The sequence below is a fragment of the Corallococcus sp. AB038B genome (assembly GCF_003668955.1).
In the GTDB taxonomy this organism is placed as follows: domain Bacteria; phylum Myxococcota; class Myxococcia; order Myxococcales; family Myxococcaceae; genus Corallococcus; species Corallococcus exiguus.
This window is the reverse complement of sequence record NZ_RAWO01000002.1, coordinates 1,218,475-1,234,833: the sequence shown is the minus strand read 5'-3', so window position 1 is coordinate 1,234,833 and position 16,359 is coordinate 1,218,475. Positions and strand designations below refer to the sequence as shown.

10 protein-coding genes are annotated in these 16,359 nt (G+C 70.1%); 4 read left to right on the top strand and 6 right to left on the bottom strand.

The genetic code is table 11. The features are described 5' to 3' along the window. Window positions 1–3: 3 nt before the first annotated feature. The 4 genes from D7Y04_RS16100 to D7Y04_RS16085 all read right to left on the bottom strand — a co-directional run bounded on the left by D7Y04_RS16100 (window position 4) and on the right by D7Y04_RS16085 (window position 5,444). Entirely contained in the window at window positions 4–723 is a 720-nt protein-coding gene (locus tag D7Y04_RS16100; RefSeq protein ID WP_121759856.1) for a methyltransferase domain-containing protein, read from the bottom strand. Window positions 724–736: 13 nt separating this feature from the next. After that, window positions 737–1,936: an aminotransferase class I/II-fold pyridoxal phosphate-dependent enzyme gene (locus D7Y04_RS16095; protein ID WP_121759855.1), complete on the bottom strand. Its 1,200-nt coding sequence runs from the start codon at window positions 1,934–1,936 to the stop codon at window positions 737–739. Window positions 1,937–1,998: 62 nt separating this feature from the next. Beyond that, a complete protein-coding gene (locus D7Y04_RS16090) occupies window positions 1,999–2,979 on the bottom strand; it encodes a phosphatase PAP2 family protein (protein WP_171809031.1) in 981 nt (326 codons plus the stop codon). Beyond that, window positions 2,976–5,444, bottom strand: coding sequence for an RND family transporter (locus D7Y04_RS16085; protein WP_121759854.1), 2,469 nt, complete (start codon window positions 5,442–5,444; stop codon window positions 2,976–2,978). The genes D7Y04_RS16090 and D7Y04_RS16085 overlap by 4 nt, the downstream gene beginning before the upstream one ends. A gap of 429 nt (window positions 5,445–5,873) precedes the next feature. On the opposite strand from D7Y04_RS16085, the gene D7Y04_RS16080 reads away from it, so the two are divergent. Continuing rightward, window positions 5,874–7,430 (top strand): aminotransferase class I/II-fold pyridoxal phosphate-dependent enzyme, encoded by a 1,557-nt coding sequence (locus D7Y04_RS16080; protein WP_120597841.1) that lies wholly within the window; start codon window positions 5,874–5,876, stop codon window positions 7,428–7,430. Between the two features lie 11 nt (window positions 7,431–7,441). Then, window positions 7,442–8,623 carry an N-acetyltransferase gene (locus D7Y04_RS16075; RefSeq protein ID WP_120579412.1) on the top strand — a complete coding sequence of 394 codons (1,182 nt, stop codon included), beginning with the start codon at window positions 7,442–7,444 and terminating at the stop codon, window positions 8,621–8,623. A gap of 84 nt (window positions 8,624–8,707) precedes the next feature. Here the strand turns inward: D7Y04_RS16075 and D7Y04_RS16070 are convergent, their stop codons facing one another. Further along, window positions 8,708–9,343: a phospholipid-binding protein MlaC gene (locus tag D7Y04_RS16070; protein ID WP_120597842.1), complete on the bottom strand. Its 636-nt coding sequence runs from the start codon at window positions 9,341–9,343 to the stop codon at window positions 8,708–8,710. A 66-nt stretch (window positions 9,344–9,409) separates the two neighbouring features. Next, window positions 9,410–11,218, bottom strand: coding sequence for a TolC family protein (locus tag D7Y04_RS16065; protein WP_121759853.1), 1,809 nt, complete (start codon window positions 11,216–11,218; stop codon window positions 9,410–9,412). 232 nt (window positions 11,219–11,450) lie between these two features. Here D7Y04_RS16065 and D7Y04_RS16060 point away from each other — a divergent pair, with 232 nt between their 5' ends. Further along, entirely contained in the window at window positions 11,451–12,371 is a 921-nt protein-coding gene (locus D7Y04_RS16060) for a class I fructose-bisphosphate aldolase (protein WP_120598568.1), read from the top strand. Between the two features lie 178 nt (window positions 12,372–12,549). After that, on the top strand, window positions 12,550–16,356 hold the full coding sequence (locus D7Y04_RS16055) for an ATP-binding protein (RefSeq protein WP_121759852.1): 3,807 nt from the start codon (window positions 12,550–12,552) through the stop codon (window positions 16,354–16,356). Window positions 16,357–16,359 lie beyond the last annotated feature (3 nt).

Below are 16,359 nucleotides of genomic sequence, written 5' to 3'. Positions count from 1 at the left end.
CCGTCACCGGCGCCCGGCTCCCACGATGAGGTCGGTCGACTCGGGTGTCATCGGCGCGGAGTCCAGGCCGCCGTGCACCCACTGCACCGAAAAGCCCGTGCTTTCCAACAGCCCCTTCAGTTCCGCAAGAGGATAGTAACGAAGCGTGTACGCCGCCCGCAGCACGCGACCGTCAGGCAAGGTGAGCTGACGCTGCCCGACATCCCTTCCACGCGTCGCGTCGAAGCGGCTCTCCTCCTCCAGGAGACTCCCATCCGGTAACCGCTCGCGGAACGATGCGCCCGGACTTCCGGCCAGCCGCTCGTAGGGAACCGTCTGGAACACCAACCGTCCGCCGGGCCGCAGCGCCCGAGCCACCTCGCGCAGCACCTGGACGTGCTCCGCGTCGCTGAAGGCGAAGAGTGTCGAATACCAGGCGTAGGCGCCCCCCAGGGTCGCGTCCTGGAAGGGCAGCGCCCGCAGGTCGCCTCGCACCACGGGGAATCCGGTGCGGCGCAGGCGCAGGGACAGCGGATCCAACTCCAGGCCCACCACCCTGCCCGCGAGCGCGCCCTCCGCATTGAGCCGCGCCGCGTGCCTGCCGTGGCCGCAGCCCAGGTCCACCACCGGGCCCTCCACGTCCGCGAACGCCCGGGACAGGTAGTCGACTTCCCGGGCCGTCACCGCCTCGGAGAGGTACGGCAGCGTGCTGCGCAGGTACAGCTCTCCGAAGAAGTCGCTCACGGCCGTGCGCGCTTCAGCGCTTGAGGGCGGGCAGCTTCTCGCGCAGGCGGCGCACGGCTTCGTCCAGCACGCCCTCCGACTTGCAGAAGGCGAAGCGCGCGAAGCGCTGTCCCAGGTGCCGGTGCTCCGGGCCGTAGAAGACGCTGGGCGGGATGCCCGCGACGCCCACCTCCGTCACCAGGTGCCGGCAGAACGCCACGTCGTCCGCGAAGCCGTACCCGGCGATGTCCGCGAGGATGAAGTAGCTGCCCTCCGGCGAGAAGGCCTGGAGCCCCGCCTCGCGCAGGCCCGTGAGCAGCCGCTCGCGCTTGGACGTGTAGAGCGCCGTCAGCTCCTGGAAGTAGCTGTCCGGCAGCCGCAGTGCCACGGCCATGGCGGCCTGGAACGGCGACGCGGTGGCGAAGGTGACGAACTGGTGCGCGCGCTGCACCGCGTCCCGCAGCGGCGGCGGCGCGATGATCCAACCGACCTTCCACCCCGTCAGGCTGAAGGACTTGCCCGCGCTGCTCACCGTCACCGTGCGGTCCGCGAGCACCGGCACCGTGGCCGCGCGGATGTGCTTCGCGGGGGCGAAGACGATGTGCTCGTAGACTTCATCCGCCAGCACCTTCACGTCGTGCTCGGCGCAGAGGTTGCCCAGGAACTCCAGCTCCTCGCGCGTGAAGACCTTGCCCGTGGGGTTGTGCGGCGAGTTGAGGATCAGCAGCCGCGTCTTCGGACCGAAGGCGGCGCGCACTTCGTCCCGGTCGAACCACCAGGTGGTGTGCTCCGCGTCCGGCGGACGCAGCGGCACGAAGCGCGGCGTGGCGCCCACGAAGGCGATGTTGGCGTCGTACGAGTCATAGAACGGCTCGAAGGCCACCACTTCATCGCCCGGATCCACCAGGCCGAGGATGACGTCGAGGATGGCCTCCGTCGCGCCGCTGGTGACGGTGACCATCGTGTCCGGGTCCACGGCGTGGTTGTAGAAGCGCTGCGCGTGCTCGGCGATGGCGTTGCGCAGGTCCTTGGCGCCCATGCCGGGGGCGTACTGGTTGACGCCGCCCTGGATGGCCTTCCACGCCGCTTCCTTCACTGCGTCCGGCCCGTCGAAGTCCGGGAAGCCCTGCCCCAGGTTCACGGCCTGGTGCTTCAGGGCCAGCGCGCTGAACTCGGAGAAGACGGTGGTGCCGAAGCGGGAGACGCGTTGCGCGAGCACGGGCCGGGGGGACATGGGTCAGGCCTCTGGAGGCCAGCGCACGTCCACCCCGAACCCCGGGGCGACCGGCTGGCGGTTCAGGGCCGGACGATAGCGTCCGCGGGCACGGAACGCGCGCCCTGTTCCACCGCGCGCTGCCTCGCGGAGCGGGACAGGGCCAGCGCCAGCCCCGTCACCACCATCACCAGGGGCACCGCGCAGATGAGGTCGATGGCGTAGTGGAACCGCCCCGCCAGCGTCGCGAAGATGAGCCCCATGCCCGGGAAGAGCATCACCCAGAAGAAGCGGCGGGCGAACCGGAACGCGTAGAAGAGCACCACCAGCATCACCCCGGTGTGCCCGGACGGGAAGCAGTCCCGGGTGTACACCGGCGTGCGCATCATGGACTCCAACAGCGGCGTGAGGATCCACCCCTGCGTCGCCGGCCCGTCGAACGCGCCGATGAGGAAGTACCGGGGCCCCACCGCGGGCACCAACGAGTACGCCGCGTAGTTGAAGCCCAGGAGAAGCCCCAGACCCAGCAGGTACTCGTCGAACGCGGGCGTGGACCCCCTGCCCCGGGCGTACAGGTAGACGCCCAGCAGCAGCGGCCACATGAAGTGCCCGTAGTAGCAGAGCATCAGCACGTCGTTGAGCCAGGGCGGAATCACGTGCGCCAGCGCCACCGCGGTCTGGAAGCCGAACAGCTTCTGATCCACCGCGATGAGCTGGGCGTCCTTCACCACCGGGTTCATCCAGTCCACGATGGGACCCAGCCACCCGTGGGCCAGCGCCGACACCGGCAGGAGCCAGAAGTCCGCCACGATGGCGATGAGTGGCTGGCGCGGGAAGCGCGCCTCCAGCATGCGCATGGCCGGCAGGCCCAGCGCGAAGAAGAGGAAGAGGAGCGCGTTGCGGCCGGAGTGCGGCGCCCAGCGGGCCGGGCCCACGCACACCAGGGCAGCCACCGAGCAGGCCACCATGAGGACGAGGTCCACCTGCCGGAAGCGCACGAGCGCTTCGTCCGATGACGTCACGACGGGCCGCACGCGGCCTTCGCTGAATGACCAGATGCTCACGCCGATTTGCGCTCCCCCGGCGATTCGGCCGACAGCTCGCCGGCCCCCCCGAGATTGAGGCTCCGCACCACCGCGCCCGACTCCGGCGCCACCGCGGACCGCCGCCCCTTCCACCGCTCCAACAGCGCCAGCATGGCCGGGAAGAACACCGTCGTTCCCAGGAAGGTGCTCACGACCCCTAGTAGGGCAATCTGTCCGATGCTGCGCAAGCCCTGGTGGTTCGCCACGAGGAGCGCTCCGTAGCCCGCCGCGTTGGACAGGGTGGCCACCACCGCCGCGAAGCCGGTGTTGCGCACCACCCGGCCCAGCGACCCGGGGCCCTCTTCCTCGTACCGGTGGAACAGGTGCACCGAGTTGTCCACCGCGATGGCCAACAGGTTGGGCAGCACCACCGCGTTGATGAAGTTGAGCTGGACGTCGAACAGGTACATCCCGCCCGCCAGGCACGTCATGCCCAGGAACAGCGGGCCCGCCACCAGCAGCGCGCGCTTGAAGCTGCGCAGGCTGGCGAGGATGACCAGGAACACCACCACCGCCGCGGACCAGAGGATGAACGGCCCGTCCATGCGCACCAGGGAGAAGATGCGCGCGGCGATGCGGTTGCTGTCCAGCACCGCCAGGTCGATGCCCTTCGCCTTCGCCCCGGCAATCACCTCATCCAGCTGCCCCGCCCAGCGGTTCAGGTCCTGCGTGTCGTAGTTGGACACGGACGGAAACAGCAGGAGGAACATCCCCTTGCCGTCCAGCGCCTCGAAGCGGCGGCGCGCCTCCACCGGCAGCTGGTCCAGGCCGTAGGGCTTCGCGTCCACCATCTCCCGCAGGTCCTTCACGCGCGGGTCCTCCTGGGCGGACTTCGGCAGCCCGTCCAGCAGCGTCCGGATGCGGCCCATCTCCGCCTCGTGGCCCGCCACGTCGGAGGGCACCAGGTCGCTCAACGACGCAGTGCGCAGGAACACGGAGTTGGCGCCGTTCTTCGCCTTCACCTGGGCGATGACGGCCTCCACCTCGCGGACCTGCTCCAGCGTGTCCACGGAGAGGATGGCGGGGTTGAGCGGCGCGCCAATCTGCTCCGTGATGTGGTCGTCCAGCCGCGAAGCCGGCGAGTCACCCTTCAGGTTGCGCAGGTTGGTCTCGAAGCCCAGCCGGGGCGCGATGCCCACCGAGTACGCCGCGAAGCCCACCACCGACAGCGCCACCGCGACGATGACGCCCGTGGGCCAGCGCCGCCACTCCTTCGCCGGAGCAGGAGCCGGGTCCACGAACGGCGCGGAGGCCTGGGTGGTGGACGCCGCATCGCGGCGGAACGGGCGGATGCGCTCCGCGATGGCGAGCAGCGACGGGCCCAGCGCGTACGCGGACAGCACCGCCATCAGCACGCCCACGCCCGCGAGCAGGCCGAACTGCTGGAACGCGTGGAACTGCGCCAGCACCAGCACGAAGAACGCCGCCGCGTTGGTGAAGGCGGACGTCAGCGCCCCGCTGAAGGTACCGCGCACCGCCGCCGTGAGCGCCTCCTTCACGCCGTGCCGCTCGCGCTCCTCCCAGTAACGCATGGTCAGGTGGACGCCGTACTCGATGCCCAGGCCGATGAGGATGGCGACCAGGAAGCCGGTCACGATGTTGAGGTGACCGATGGCGCCCTGCGCGAACGCGAACGTCAGCACCAGCCCCACCATCACCGGCACGCCCACCACCGCCAGCGCGGAGATGCGCCGGGTGGCCAGCAGGATGAGTCCTACGGCGATGAGCGCGGACAGCATGCCCGCGTTGGACAGGTCGCCGCGCATCACCGCGTCCTCTTCGATGCGGTTCTGGAAGTTGCCCGTCGCCTCCAGCGTCACGCCCGGGTACTTCTCCGCCGCGAGCTTGCGGCCCGTGTCGAACACCGTGGCCACGAAGTTCCGCGCGAACTCCAGGTCCCCCGCCGTCCCCGACGGCTTGATCATCAGGTAGACCTCGGTGCCCTCCTTGTTCGCCAGCGTCTCCGGCAGCGCCGTGTCCGGGGTGTGCTTCTTGGCGATCTCCTCGAACGTGGGCGGCGCCTCCTCCGCGCCCAGGTCCACGAAGAGGGGGCTGGCGCGCTCCCGCTCGTAGCGGACGCGGGCCTCCAGGTCCTGACGCAGGGAGGCGACCTCCGCCGTGGGCAGGAGAAGCAGGCCGTGGCGGCGGAAGAAGGCCACGTCATAGTGGTGCTCGACGTAGCGGACCGTCGGCAGGGCCTCCAGGCGCCTCTGGAACTCCGTGGCGTAGGCCTTCAAGGCCTCCGGGGCCGCCCCCTTGGCCATGATGACCAGGTAGCCGTCTCCGCCCGCCTTCTCTGACACGCGTGTCAGGTCCCGGACCTCTGGGGCACCCTCCGGGAGGAGCTCCACGAAGGAGCCCCGGAACTCCAGGCGAGAGGCGAAGAAGCCCGCGGCGACCGTCACCAGGGCGACAGCGAGCAGCACCTGCCAGGGGCGCGACATCGCTGCCTGGATGAAGCCCTCGAACCACCGCTGCCGTCGTGCTTGGGACACCGTCTGCTCCTCTGATGCTGGCCGGCGTAGCAATAACCCAGCCATAATCCAGGCCCCCGGAACAGACGGCCCCGCTCAACCCATTCCCCGTGTGAACCCATGTGTGCCCTGGGTGCAGAGCATCCACTGGCGAACACAGGTCCGGGGGCGCGGCGTGCCACCAATGCGGCATGACTGTCAAGGCGCGCCCTGACACGGATGCCCCACACGCGATGCGTTGGGACCGTCCCCGCCTTGACAGTGCGGTTTTCCCTCTTTATTGACCCCCTCGCGTCGTCCTCCTGGGTGTTCGCGCGGCCGGGCAATCCGAACCTGGAACGCGCCCTGCACATGGAAAGCGGCTCGGATCACACCCTCCGACGCGTAAGAAAGACCACCATGAGCGACGTGTTCGACAAGTGCCGTACCTGGAAGGACTACCGCATCGCCAAGGCCACGGGGCTGTATCCGTACTTCCGGGCCATCGAGGCGTCGCACGGTTCCACGGAGGTGGAGATCGAGGGGCGGCGGGTCATCATGGTGGGTTCGAACAACTACCTGGGCCTGGCGGCGGATCCGCGCGTGAAGGAAGCGGCCATCAAGGCGACGGAGAAGTTCGGCACCACGTGCTCCGGTTCGCGCCTGCTCAACGGCACGCTGGCGCTGCACGAGGAGCTGGAGGCGCGGCTGGCCAAGTTCCTCAACCGCGAGGCGGCCATCGTCATCTCCACCGGGTTCCAGACGAACCTGGCGCTGGCGTCCATCCTGGGCCGTCACGACATCGTGTTCAGCGACCGCGCGAACCACGCGTCGCTGGTGGACGGCGTGCGCCTGTCGTTCGCGACCGAGCGCAAGTTCCGCCACAACGACATGGAGCACCTGGAGCAGCTGCTGGCCGCGGCGGAGCCGGGCGCCGGGAAGATCATCGTCACGGACGGCGTGTTCTCCATGGAGGGCGACGTCTGCAACCTGCCCCGCATCGTGGAGCTGTCCAAGCAGTACAACGCCCGCGTGATGACGGATGACGCCCACGCCATGGGCGTGCTGGGCGAGCTGGGCCGGGGCACGTCGGAGTACTTCGGCCTGGAGAAGGACGTGGACCTGGTGATGGGCACGTTCTCCAAGAGCTTCGCGTCGCTGGGCGGCGTGCTCGCGGGCCCCTTCGAGGTCATCAACTACATCCGCCACAAGGCGCGCTCGGTCATCTTCTCCGCGTCCATGACGCCCGCGTCCATCGCGGCGGCGCTGAAGTCGACGGAGATCATCGAGGCGGAGCCGCAGCGCCGCGAGCGCCTGCTGGACATCGCGGAGAAGATGCACAACGGCTTCCGCGCCATGGGCTTCGACACGGGCGTGTCGGTGACGCCGGTGGTGCCCGTGCACATCGGCGACCAGGTGAAGTGCTTCCGCTTCTGGCGCGCGCTGCACGAGGCGGGCGTGTTCGCCAACCCCGTGATTCCGCCGGCGGTGGAGGCGGGCCACGCGCTCATCCGCACCAGCTACATGGCCACGCACACGGACGCGCAGCTGGATCAGGTGCTGGACACGTTCGAGAAGATCGGCCGCAAGCTCAACGTCATCCCGGAGACGCGCCCCACGGTGTACGAGCCGGTGAAGATCGCCCGGCCGGGCAGCGCGGTGCGCAGCAACAAGGCGAGCGAGACGTGGGCGGCGGGCAGCGCGGGCCTGCTCGCGGACAAGGGCTTCAGCCTGGAGCAGCTGTCGCGGATGTCGTCGCGGGAGATGGCCGGGAAGTTCTTCGACGCGGTGGAGCAGCTCACCTGGCGCGCGGCGAACCTGCAGCCGGAGGACCTGCGGCGGCTGGGCGGCGCGCCCAAGAAGCTGTGGGAGAAGCGCAGCGAGCTGGGTGGCGTGCTCCTGGAGAAGGGCGCCCAGCTGTTCATGCGCAACGGCAGCGACAGTTCCGACGGCGGCAACCAGGCCGAAAGGAACTAAGTCCCCCTCATATGGCCCACCCCGCCAAGCACGAAGACGCCTCCGCCTCCCCTACTCCCATGACCACCGACGTGCAGGTGACCCCAGTGCGCGGCGCGGCGGACCGGACGGCGTTCATCCGGCTGCCGTACTCGCTCTACCGTGACGACCCGAACTGGGTGCCGCCTCTGGAGATGGAGCGCCGCGACTTCCTGGACCCGAAGAAGAACCCCTTCTTCGACTACGCGGAGGTGGAGCTGTTCCTCGCGCGCCGCGGGCAGGACGTGGTGGGCCGGGTGGCCGCCATCAAGAACCCGCGCCACATGGAGTTCCACGGCACGAAGGAGGGCTTCTTCGGCCTCTTCGAGTGCGTGAACGACGCGGGCGTGGCCCGGGGCCTCCTGGACGCGGCCAGCGCGTGGCTGAAGGCGCGCGGCATCGACTCCGTGCTGGGGCCGGCCAACTTCTCCTCCAACCAGGACTGGGGCCTGCTCGTGGAGGGCTACGAGAGCCCTCCCGCGCTGATGATGCCCTACAACCCCACGTACTACGCGGGGCTGCTGGAGACGTGCGGCTTCACCAAGGCGAAGGACCTGTTCGCCTTCGAGCTGTCCGCGTCCACGCCGCCGCCGGAGAAGGTGGCGCGCATCGCGGAGAAGATCCGCCAGCGCGAGGGCGTCACCGTGCGCGCGGTGAACCTGAAGGACTTCCCCGCCGAGGTCGCCCGCATCAAGCAGATCTACAACGCGGCCTGGGAGAAGAACTGGGGCTTCATCCCGTTCACGGACCGCGAGTTCGAGCATATGGCCAAGGAGATGAAGGCCATCGTGCGTCCGGAGCTGGTGCTGATCGCCGAGGTGAAGGGCGAGCCCGTCGCCTTCTCCATGACGCTGCCGGACGCCAACGAGGCGTTCAAGGCGGCCAACGGACGGCTCACGACGTTCGGCCTGCCCATTGGCCTGGTGAAGCTGGTGCTGGCGTCGCGCAAGCTCAAGCGGCTGCGCCTGCTCACGCTGGGCATCAAGGAGGGCTACCGGCGCCGCGGCCTGGACGCCATCCTCTACCTGGACACCCTGCGCAACGCGAAGGAGCTGGGGTACACGGGCGGCGAGATTTCGTGGACGCTGGAGGACAACCACCTGGTCAACCGCGCCATCGAGTCCATGGGCGGCCAGCGCTCCAAGACGTACCGCGTGTTCCAGCGGCCCGTCTGACGTCGTCCTGAAACACTTCCGCCCGGGCGCTTGAGGCACCCGGGCGGAAGGTCACTGCTTGAAGTCGTTGGGAAACGCCCTGCCCTACTTCACCTGCGGCGCGGCGCCCGAACCCCCGGCGGCGGACTCCTTCACGGAGGCCGCGCTGGTGCCGGCGTTCTCCTTCTCCAGCTGGGCGCGCTTGGACTTGAGCGTCGTCAGCAGGCCGTCAAAGCCCTTGGTGGAGAGGATCTTCTTGAACTGGCCGCTGTAGGTGTCCACCAGGGAGACCTCGTCCGTAATCACGTCGTAGATGCGCCAGTCGGCCTTGGGCGTGGCCTTGTAGAGGCGGTAGTTCACGGGCACCTGGTCCGTCTTCACGGTGAGCTCCGTGTCGACCGTGGCCTCGGTCCCCTGCACGCTCTCCTTGCCGTACTTCACGTCCGCCTTCGCCTGCCCGATGGCCTTCTGGGCGTACGAGGCGCGCAGCAGGCCCGTCATGGTTTCCGTGAAGTCCTTGCGCTGGGCGGCGGTGAGGCCCGCCCAGGCCTTCTCACCCAGGGCTCGCTTGGCGAGCTCCTCGAAGTCCACGAAGGACTCCACGACGGTCGCCAGGGACTGCACATTGGCGCCAGGGGCGTTGGCCGCCTTCTGCACGGCGGCGTTGCCGTTCTTCACCACGTTGAGCGGGCTCACGGGAGCGGCGGCGAGCAGCGTGGCGGCAAGCAGGGAAGCAATCATATCGATGAAGCTCCGGGTAGAAGTTCAGGTGTGACGACACCTGTGAGGACTGGCAGCCTGGAAGGGTTATTCATCCGTCGCGGGGACGGCACCGGTGACACGGGCGAGTGACGCCAATCCGACGCGCACGTCGTGCCAGCTCTTGCCGCGCTCGGCGGAGGCCTGGGCCAGCGCGGTGAAGGCGTCCACCAGCTCACGCGTGTCGCCGGTCCCCAGGTCGAAGGCGGCGTAGGCGGCGGTGGCCCAGCGCTTCGCGTTCTTCTCCGCCTCCGTGAAGGACTTCGCGCGCGAATAAGACGCGGCCAGCTGGCTCTGCACCTGGGTGACTTCCAGCTGGATGCCGGCCTTGAGCGTCAGCTCCTGCGCGTGCATCTTGTCCAGCTCCGCGCGGGCCTGCTCCAGCTGCGCGTCCTTGATGGGGATGTCGAAGGTGCCTCGGATGACCAGGCCCAGGCCCGCGGTGCGGTCGTTGAACGGGTCGTACGCGAAGGGGCTGCGCTGGCGCGTGGCGCTGCTCGTCCAGCGCACGTCGTAGTAACCCGCGAGCCCCAGGTCCGGGTAGTAGCTGCGCTCGCGGATGATGACCTCCTGCTCGCGCGCGATGATGCCCGCGGCGATGGCCTTCAGCTCCGGGCGGCGCTCGTTGGCCTGCTTCAGCGAGGTCTCCAGGTCGGGCACGTTCACGTCGCCCTGGAGCGGCAGGTCCTCCTCCATCACCTCCACCTGCTCGTCCGGGCCCGCGCTGGCGAGGAGCCGGATGGCGGTGAGCGCGAACTGCTCGCCCTGCACGGCGGTGGCGCGCTGCGACTCCACCAGCTGACGGAAGTACCCCAGCTTGTAGGTGTCCAGCTTCGTCACCTGATCCGAGTCCTCCTTGAGGAGCGCGTCGATCTTGTCGCCCGCGTCCTTGAGGCGCTTGGACACGTCCTCCAGCTGCTTCAGGCCAGCCCGGGCCAGCTGGTAGCCGTAGTACGCCTGGGCGGCCTGGAAGCCCGCTTCCGCGCGCACGCGCTCACGCAGCGCCGCGCCCACCTTGGGGCCCTGCTCGCCCGCCTTCTCCAGCGCGGAGAGCTTGCCGAACGTGTACAGCGGCAGCACCGCGTTGCCGGTGGAGAACACCGTCACGCCCACCTTGCCGAAGTTCCAGTCGCCTTCCAGCGACGCCTCCGTGGTGGGCGGGCCGCCCAGGCCGTTGTTGCGCGCCTCGGGGACGGGACCGCCCGCGCCCAGGGTGATCTCGAACCGGGGGAACCAGGCCCAGCGGGCCTGATCATAGAGCGCCTGGAACTTGCGCAGCTCCGCGCTGGCCTCCGCCACGCGCGCGTCCTGCGTGCGCGCCCGCGCCACCAGTTGGGCCAGGGTGATGGGCCCCTTCAGGGGCTTCGTGGCCTGGGAGGTGCCCGGGGCCTGGTTCTGGGCCTCCTCCGGGGCGCCCCTGGGAGCGCCGGGGGTGAGGTCGCCCCGAGCGCCGTCTCCCGAGCCGGGGGCGATGGGTGACGAGCCCAGATCCTGCGCGCCCGGAGTGGCGGAGGCCGGCTTGGGAGTGCCGGCGGTGGCACCCTTGGCGGCGGCGTTGCCCGGCTCGGCGGCCGGACCGGGGTTCACGGCGGCGGGGCCCGGCAGCGGCGCGCGCGTGCCGGGGGTGGGGTTGGCGGCGGACGAACCGGTGCCCGAGGGGCCAGGGGCCGGAGAGGTGCCGGGCGAAGGGGTGGGCACGGTGCCCGGGGACAGGTTGCCGGGCGAGGGAGCCGCGGTCCCCGGCGCCCCCGTTCCAGGAGCATTCGAGGGGGCTGTCGTGGGCGAGATCTGCGCGCCCGCCACGCCACCGGTGAGCATCATTGCCACTGCGACGACCCTGCCGACTTCTCTGCCCATGCTGTGGTCCGCCTCGTGTGCCGCCGGGCATATCCGGAAGCCCGCGACGGCGCAGCATTTCTGTGCACCTACCCGGGGGGCCGGATGTCGGCTTCCCTCCAGTCGGCTCGCGCGGGAAGGCGCGTAGAGGGCGTGACAGTCGCGGACATTCCGTTCAGACAGTGCTTGGTGGGCGCGGACAAGGAACGCAGAATCCCGCGCCAGTTTCGACGCCTTCCTTCAAGGAAAACCCATGGCCTACACCGACCGCGTCAAGCAGATCCTCTCCTGGTATCCCTCCGACAATCCCGGCACGTTGACGAACCTGGCGCGCCTGCTGAACCACGGCACGCTCGCGGGCACGGGCAAGCTGGTCATCCTGCCGGTGGATCAGGGCTTCGAGCACGGCCCCGCGCGCTCCTTCGGTCCCAACCCCGTGGGATATGATCCGGACTACCACGCGCAGCTGGCCATCGACTCCGGCTGCAACGCGTACGCGGCGCCGCTGGGCTTCCTGGAGGCCGTCGCGGGCAAGCTGGCCGGTGAGATTCCCCTCATCCTGAAGGTGAACAACTCCGACTCGCTGGCCAAGACGGCCGCGCCCATGTCCGCGGTGACGTCGTCCGTGAAGGACGCGGTGCGCCTGGGCTGCGCGGCGGTGGGCTACACCATCTACCCGGGCTCCGCGGCCCGCAACGAGCAGTACGAAGACCTGCGCGACATCATCGCGGAGGCCAAGTCCTACGGCCTGCCCACGGTGCTCTGGGCCTACCCGCGCGGCGCCCTGAGCAAGGAGGGCGAGACGGCCATCGACGTGGTGGCGTACGCGGCGCAGATCAGCGCGCAGCTGGGCGCGCACATCATCAAGGTGAAGCCGCCCACGGACTTCCTGGAGCAGGCGGAGGCGAAGAAGGCCTTCGAGAAGGCGAACATCTCCACCAAGACGCTCTCGGACCGCGTGCGCGAGGTGGTGCGCTCCGCGTTCAACGGCAAGCGCATCGTCATCTTCTCCGGCGGCGAGGCGAAGGAGACGTCCGCCCTCATGGAGGACATCAAGCAGATCCACCAGGGTGGCGGCTTCGGCTCCATCATGGGCCGCAACGCCTTCCAGCGTCCCCACGGCGAGTCGCTCAAGCTGCTCAAGGACGTGATGAACGTCTTCGCGGGCAAGTAGTCCCCGCGCGCGGTCATCCGTGGCGTGGCGCCCTTCCCCATCCTGGCTCTTCGCGGGATGGGCGCCAGGCCGCGGGACCGTTTCGCCGTGAACGCTGGCGGGCTGGCAGGCGCTGGAGCGGCCGGCCTCCCCCGTTCCTCCCCTGGCCTCCCAGAGGGGCTTCGATTACGGAACGGGCATGAGTCACGGTTCCAGGACGTCCGGCGGACACGGCGGGAACGCACCCGCGCTGCCACCGGATGACTCCAACCGCGCGGCGGCCCTGGAGGTGCTCGCCGGCGGCGGCGAGATGGGCGCCCTGATGCGCTCCATGGACTGGTCGAAGACGCCGCTGGGTCCGGTGTCCTCCTGGCCGCAGTCCCTGCGCACCATCGCCAGCGTGTGCCTCACCTCGGGCTTTCCCATGATGGTGTTCTGGGGACCGCGGGCGGTGAAGCTCTACAACGACGCCTACAGCCGCATCCTGGGCGGCAAGCACCCCGCCGCCATGGGGAGGCCCGGACACGAGGTCTGGGCGGAGGTCTGGGACGAGATCGGCCCGTGGGTGGAGCAGGTCCGCCGCGAGGGCCGCCCCATCATGACGGAGAACCAGCGCCTCTTCATGGAGCGCAACGGCTTCCTGGAGGAGACCTACTTCACCTTTTCCTACAGCCCCATCCGCGACGAGTCCGGGGCGGTCAACGGCGTGCTCGACACGGTGGTGGAGACCACCGGCCAGGTGCTGGACGCGCGCCGCCTCCGGACACTGCAGGAGGTGGCTTCACGCGCGGGCGGAAGCCTCAAGGTCCACGACGCCTCCACGCGTGGCATGGAGGCGCTCGCCACCAACCCCGCGGACCTTCCGTTCGCGCTGCTCTACCGCGTGGACGCGGGCGGCGCCCGGGCGCGGCTGGAGGGGCGCATGGGCCTGGAGGGGGACGGCGCCTTCTGCCCCAAGGAGGTGGGCCTGGAGCAGGGCGAGGCCTCTCCCTGGCCCCTGGCCCAGGTGATCCACTCCGGGCAGGCCGAGCGGGTCCAGGGACTCGAGGCCCGCTTCGGTCCCCTCCCCCTGCGGGACGGTGTGCCACAGCCGGGCTCCGCGCTCGTCCTGCCCATGGCCCGCCCCGGCGAGTCGAATCCCACGGGCGTGCTCGTGCTGGGCATGTCCCCGCGGTTGCCCGCGGATGCGTCGTACCAGTCGTTCCTGGAGCTCGTCGCCGGGAGCCTGGGCGCCGCCATCGCCGGGGCCCGCGCGCATGAGGACGCCCGGCGGCAGGCGGAGGCCCTGGAGGAGCTGGACCGGGCGAAGACGGCCTTCTTCTCCAACGTCAGCCACGAGTTCCGCACGCCGCTGACGTTGATGTTGGGGCCGCTGGGGGACGTGCTCGCGGACGGGGAGCGCCCGATACAGCCCGCGCACCGCGAGCGGCTGGCGCTCGTCCAGCGCAACAGCCAGCGGTTGCTCAAGCTGGTGAACAGCCTGCTCGACTTCAGCCGCCTGGAGGCCGGCCGCATGCGGGCCACCTTCGAGCCCACGGACCTGGGGCCGCTCACCGCGGGGCTCGCGAGCGCGTTCGACTCGCTGGCGAAGAAGGCGGAGCTGGGGCTCCAGGTGGACTGCCCTCCCCTGTCCACCCCCGTCTGGGTGGACCGCGATCTCTGGGAGAAGGTCGTCCTCAACCTCCTCTCCAACGCCTTCAAGTTCACCTTCCACGGCGCCCTCACCGTCCGGCTCCGCGAACAGGAAGGCAGGGTGGAGCTGTCCGTCAGCGACACGGGCACGGGCATCCCCGCCCACGAGCTGCCCCGCGTCTTCGACCGCTTCCACCGGGTGGAGGGCGCGCGGGGCCGAAGCCATGAAGGCAGCGGCATCGGGCTGGCGCTCGTGCGGGAGCTGGTGGAGCTGCACGGCGGCCAGGTCTCCGTGGAGAGCACGTTGGGCCAGGGCAGCACGTTCACCGTGTCCCTGCCCACCGGCACGGCGCACCTGCCACCCGCGCAGCTGAGGCACTCCTCGCGGGAGGCCGTCCGGGCTCCGAATCCAGAGGTCTTCGTGCAAGAGGCGGCGCAGTGGCTGTCGGACGCGGAGGAAGCGCCCGCGCCCGCGCCCGTCCCGGAGGCGCCTCCGGGGGTCGTGCGGGGGCACGTGCTCGTGGCGGACGACAACGCGGACATGCGCGACTACGTGCGGCGGTCGCTGGAGGGGCGCTTCCGGGTGACGACCGCCGCGGACGGCAATGCAGCGCTGGAGCTGGCACGGCGGCAACCGCCGGACGTGGTGCTGTCGGACGTGATGATGCCGGAGCTGGACGGCTTCGGGCTCATGCGCGCGCTGAAGTCGGATCCGCGCACGGCGCACGTCCCCGTCATCCTCCTGTCCGCGCGCGCGGGCGAGGAGGCGAAGGTGGAGGGCCTCACCGCCGGCGCGGACGACTACCTGGTGAAGCCCTTCGGCGTGCGCGAGCTGGTGGCCCGCCTGGAGGGAACGGTGAACGCCGCGCGGGCGCGCGCCCAGCGCGAGGAGCTCCTCCAGGCGCTCAAGCTGTCGGAGACGCGCTACCGGTTGGCGACCCGGGCCACGAAGGACGCCGTGTGGGATCTGGACCTGCGCACCCAGCAGCTCACCTGGAGCGAGGGCATCCACACGCTTTTCGGCTACGCGCCCGGCACGGTGCCCACAGCGCTGGACTGGTGGACGGACGCCGTCCATCCGGAGGACCGCGCGCAGGCCATCGAAAGCCTCCACGCCATCGCGGACGCGCCCGAAGGCAGCGACTGGCGCGCCGAGTACCGCTTCCGCAAGGCGGATGGCACCTATGCCCAGGTGGAGGACCGCGGCTGGGTGGTGCGGGATGCCGCTGGCACGGCGCTGCGCATGGTGGGCGCCATGCAGGACGTCACCCTGCGCAAGGCCGCGGAGGACGCCCTGCGCCGCAGCGAGGAGGAGTTCCGCACGCTCGCGGAGGCGCTGCCGGAGGCCGTCTTCGTCACCGCCCCGGATGGCTCGGTCATCTACGTGAACGGCGTGCTGACGGAGGAGACCGGCGTGAGCGCGGAGACGCTGTTGGACCGGGGCTACCGGCACATCATCCATCCGGACGACCTTGCCTCCAGCGGACAGGCCTGGGTGGAGGCCCTGACGCGCGGCGACCGCTACCAGGCCGAGCACCGGGTGCGCTACCGCGATGGCCTGTATCGCTGGCACCTGGTGCGCGCCCTGTCCGTGAAGGACGCGGAGGGCCGGATCATCAAGTGGGTGGGCACCTCCATGGACGTCCACGACCTGCGCCAGGCCCAGGCCCAGCAGCAGCAGCGCGCGGACTTCGAACAGCAGCTCATCGGCATCGTCAGCCACGACCTGCGAAACCCCGTGAGCGCCATCCTCCTGGGCGCCGCCAGCCTGATGCGCCGCGAGGAGCTGGACGAGCGCAGCACCAAGGCCGTCAGCCGCATCCAATCCGCCGCGGAGCGGGCCCACCGGATGATCCGCGACCTGCTCGACTTCACCCAGGCGCGCCTGGGCGGGGGGCTGCACATCCAGCGGCGCGCGTCGGACCTGCACGAAATCGTGGACGGCGTGCTGGAGGAGATCGAAGCCACGCACCCGGACCGGGAGATCCGCCGGCGCCGGAGCGGCAGCGGTCTGGGCGCGTGGGATCCGGACCGGCTGAGTCAGCTGGCCCAGAACCTGGTGACCAACGCGCTGAAGTACAGCCCCCGGGACACCGCCATCCGGGTGGAGACCCACGGCACGGCCGACGCCGTGACGCTGTCCATCCACAACGCGGGGGCCCCCATCTCCCCGGAGCAAATGGGCCGCCTCTTCCAGCCGCTACAGCGCCCCAGCGGCGAGGTGGACCACAGCAGCCGGAGCATCGGCCTGGGGCTCTACATCGTGAAGAAGCTGGTGGAGGCCCACGGGGGCATCATCACCGTGGAGTCCACCGCCGACGGGGGGACCACCTTCACCGTGCGGCTGCCCCGCGACGTCCCGGCGAACCCGTAGCGA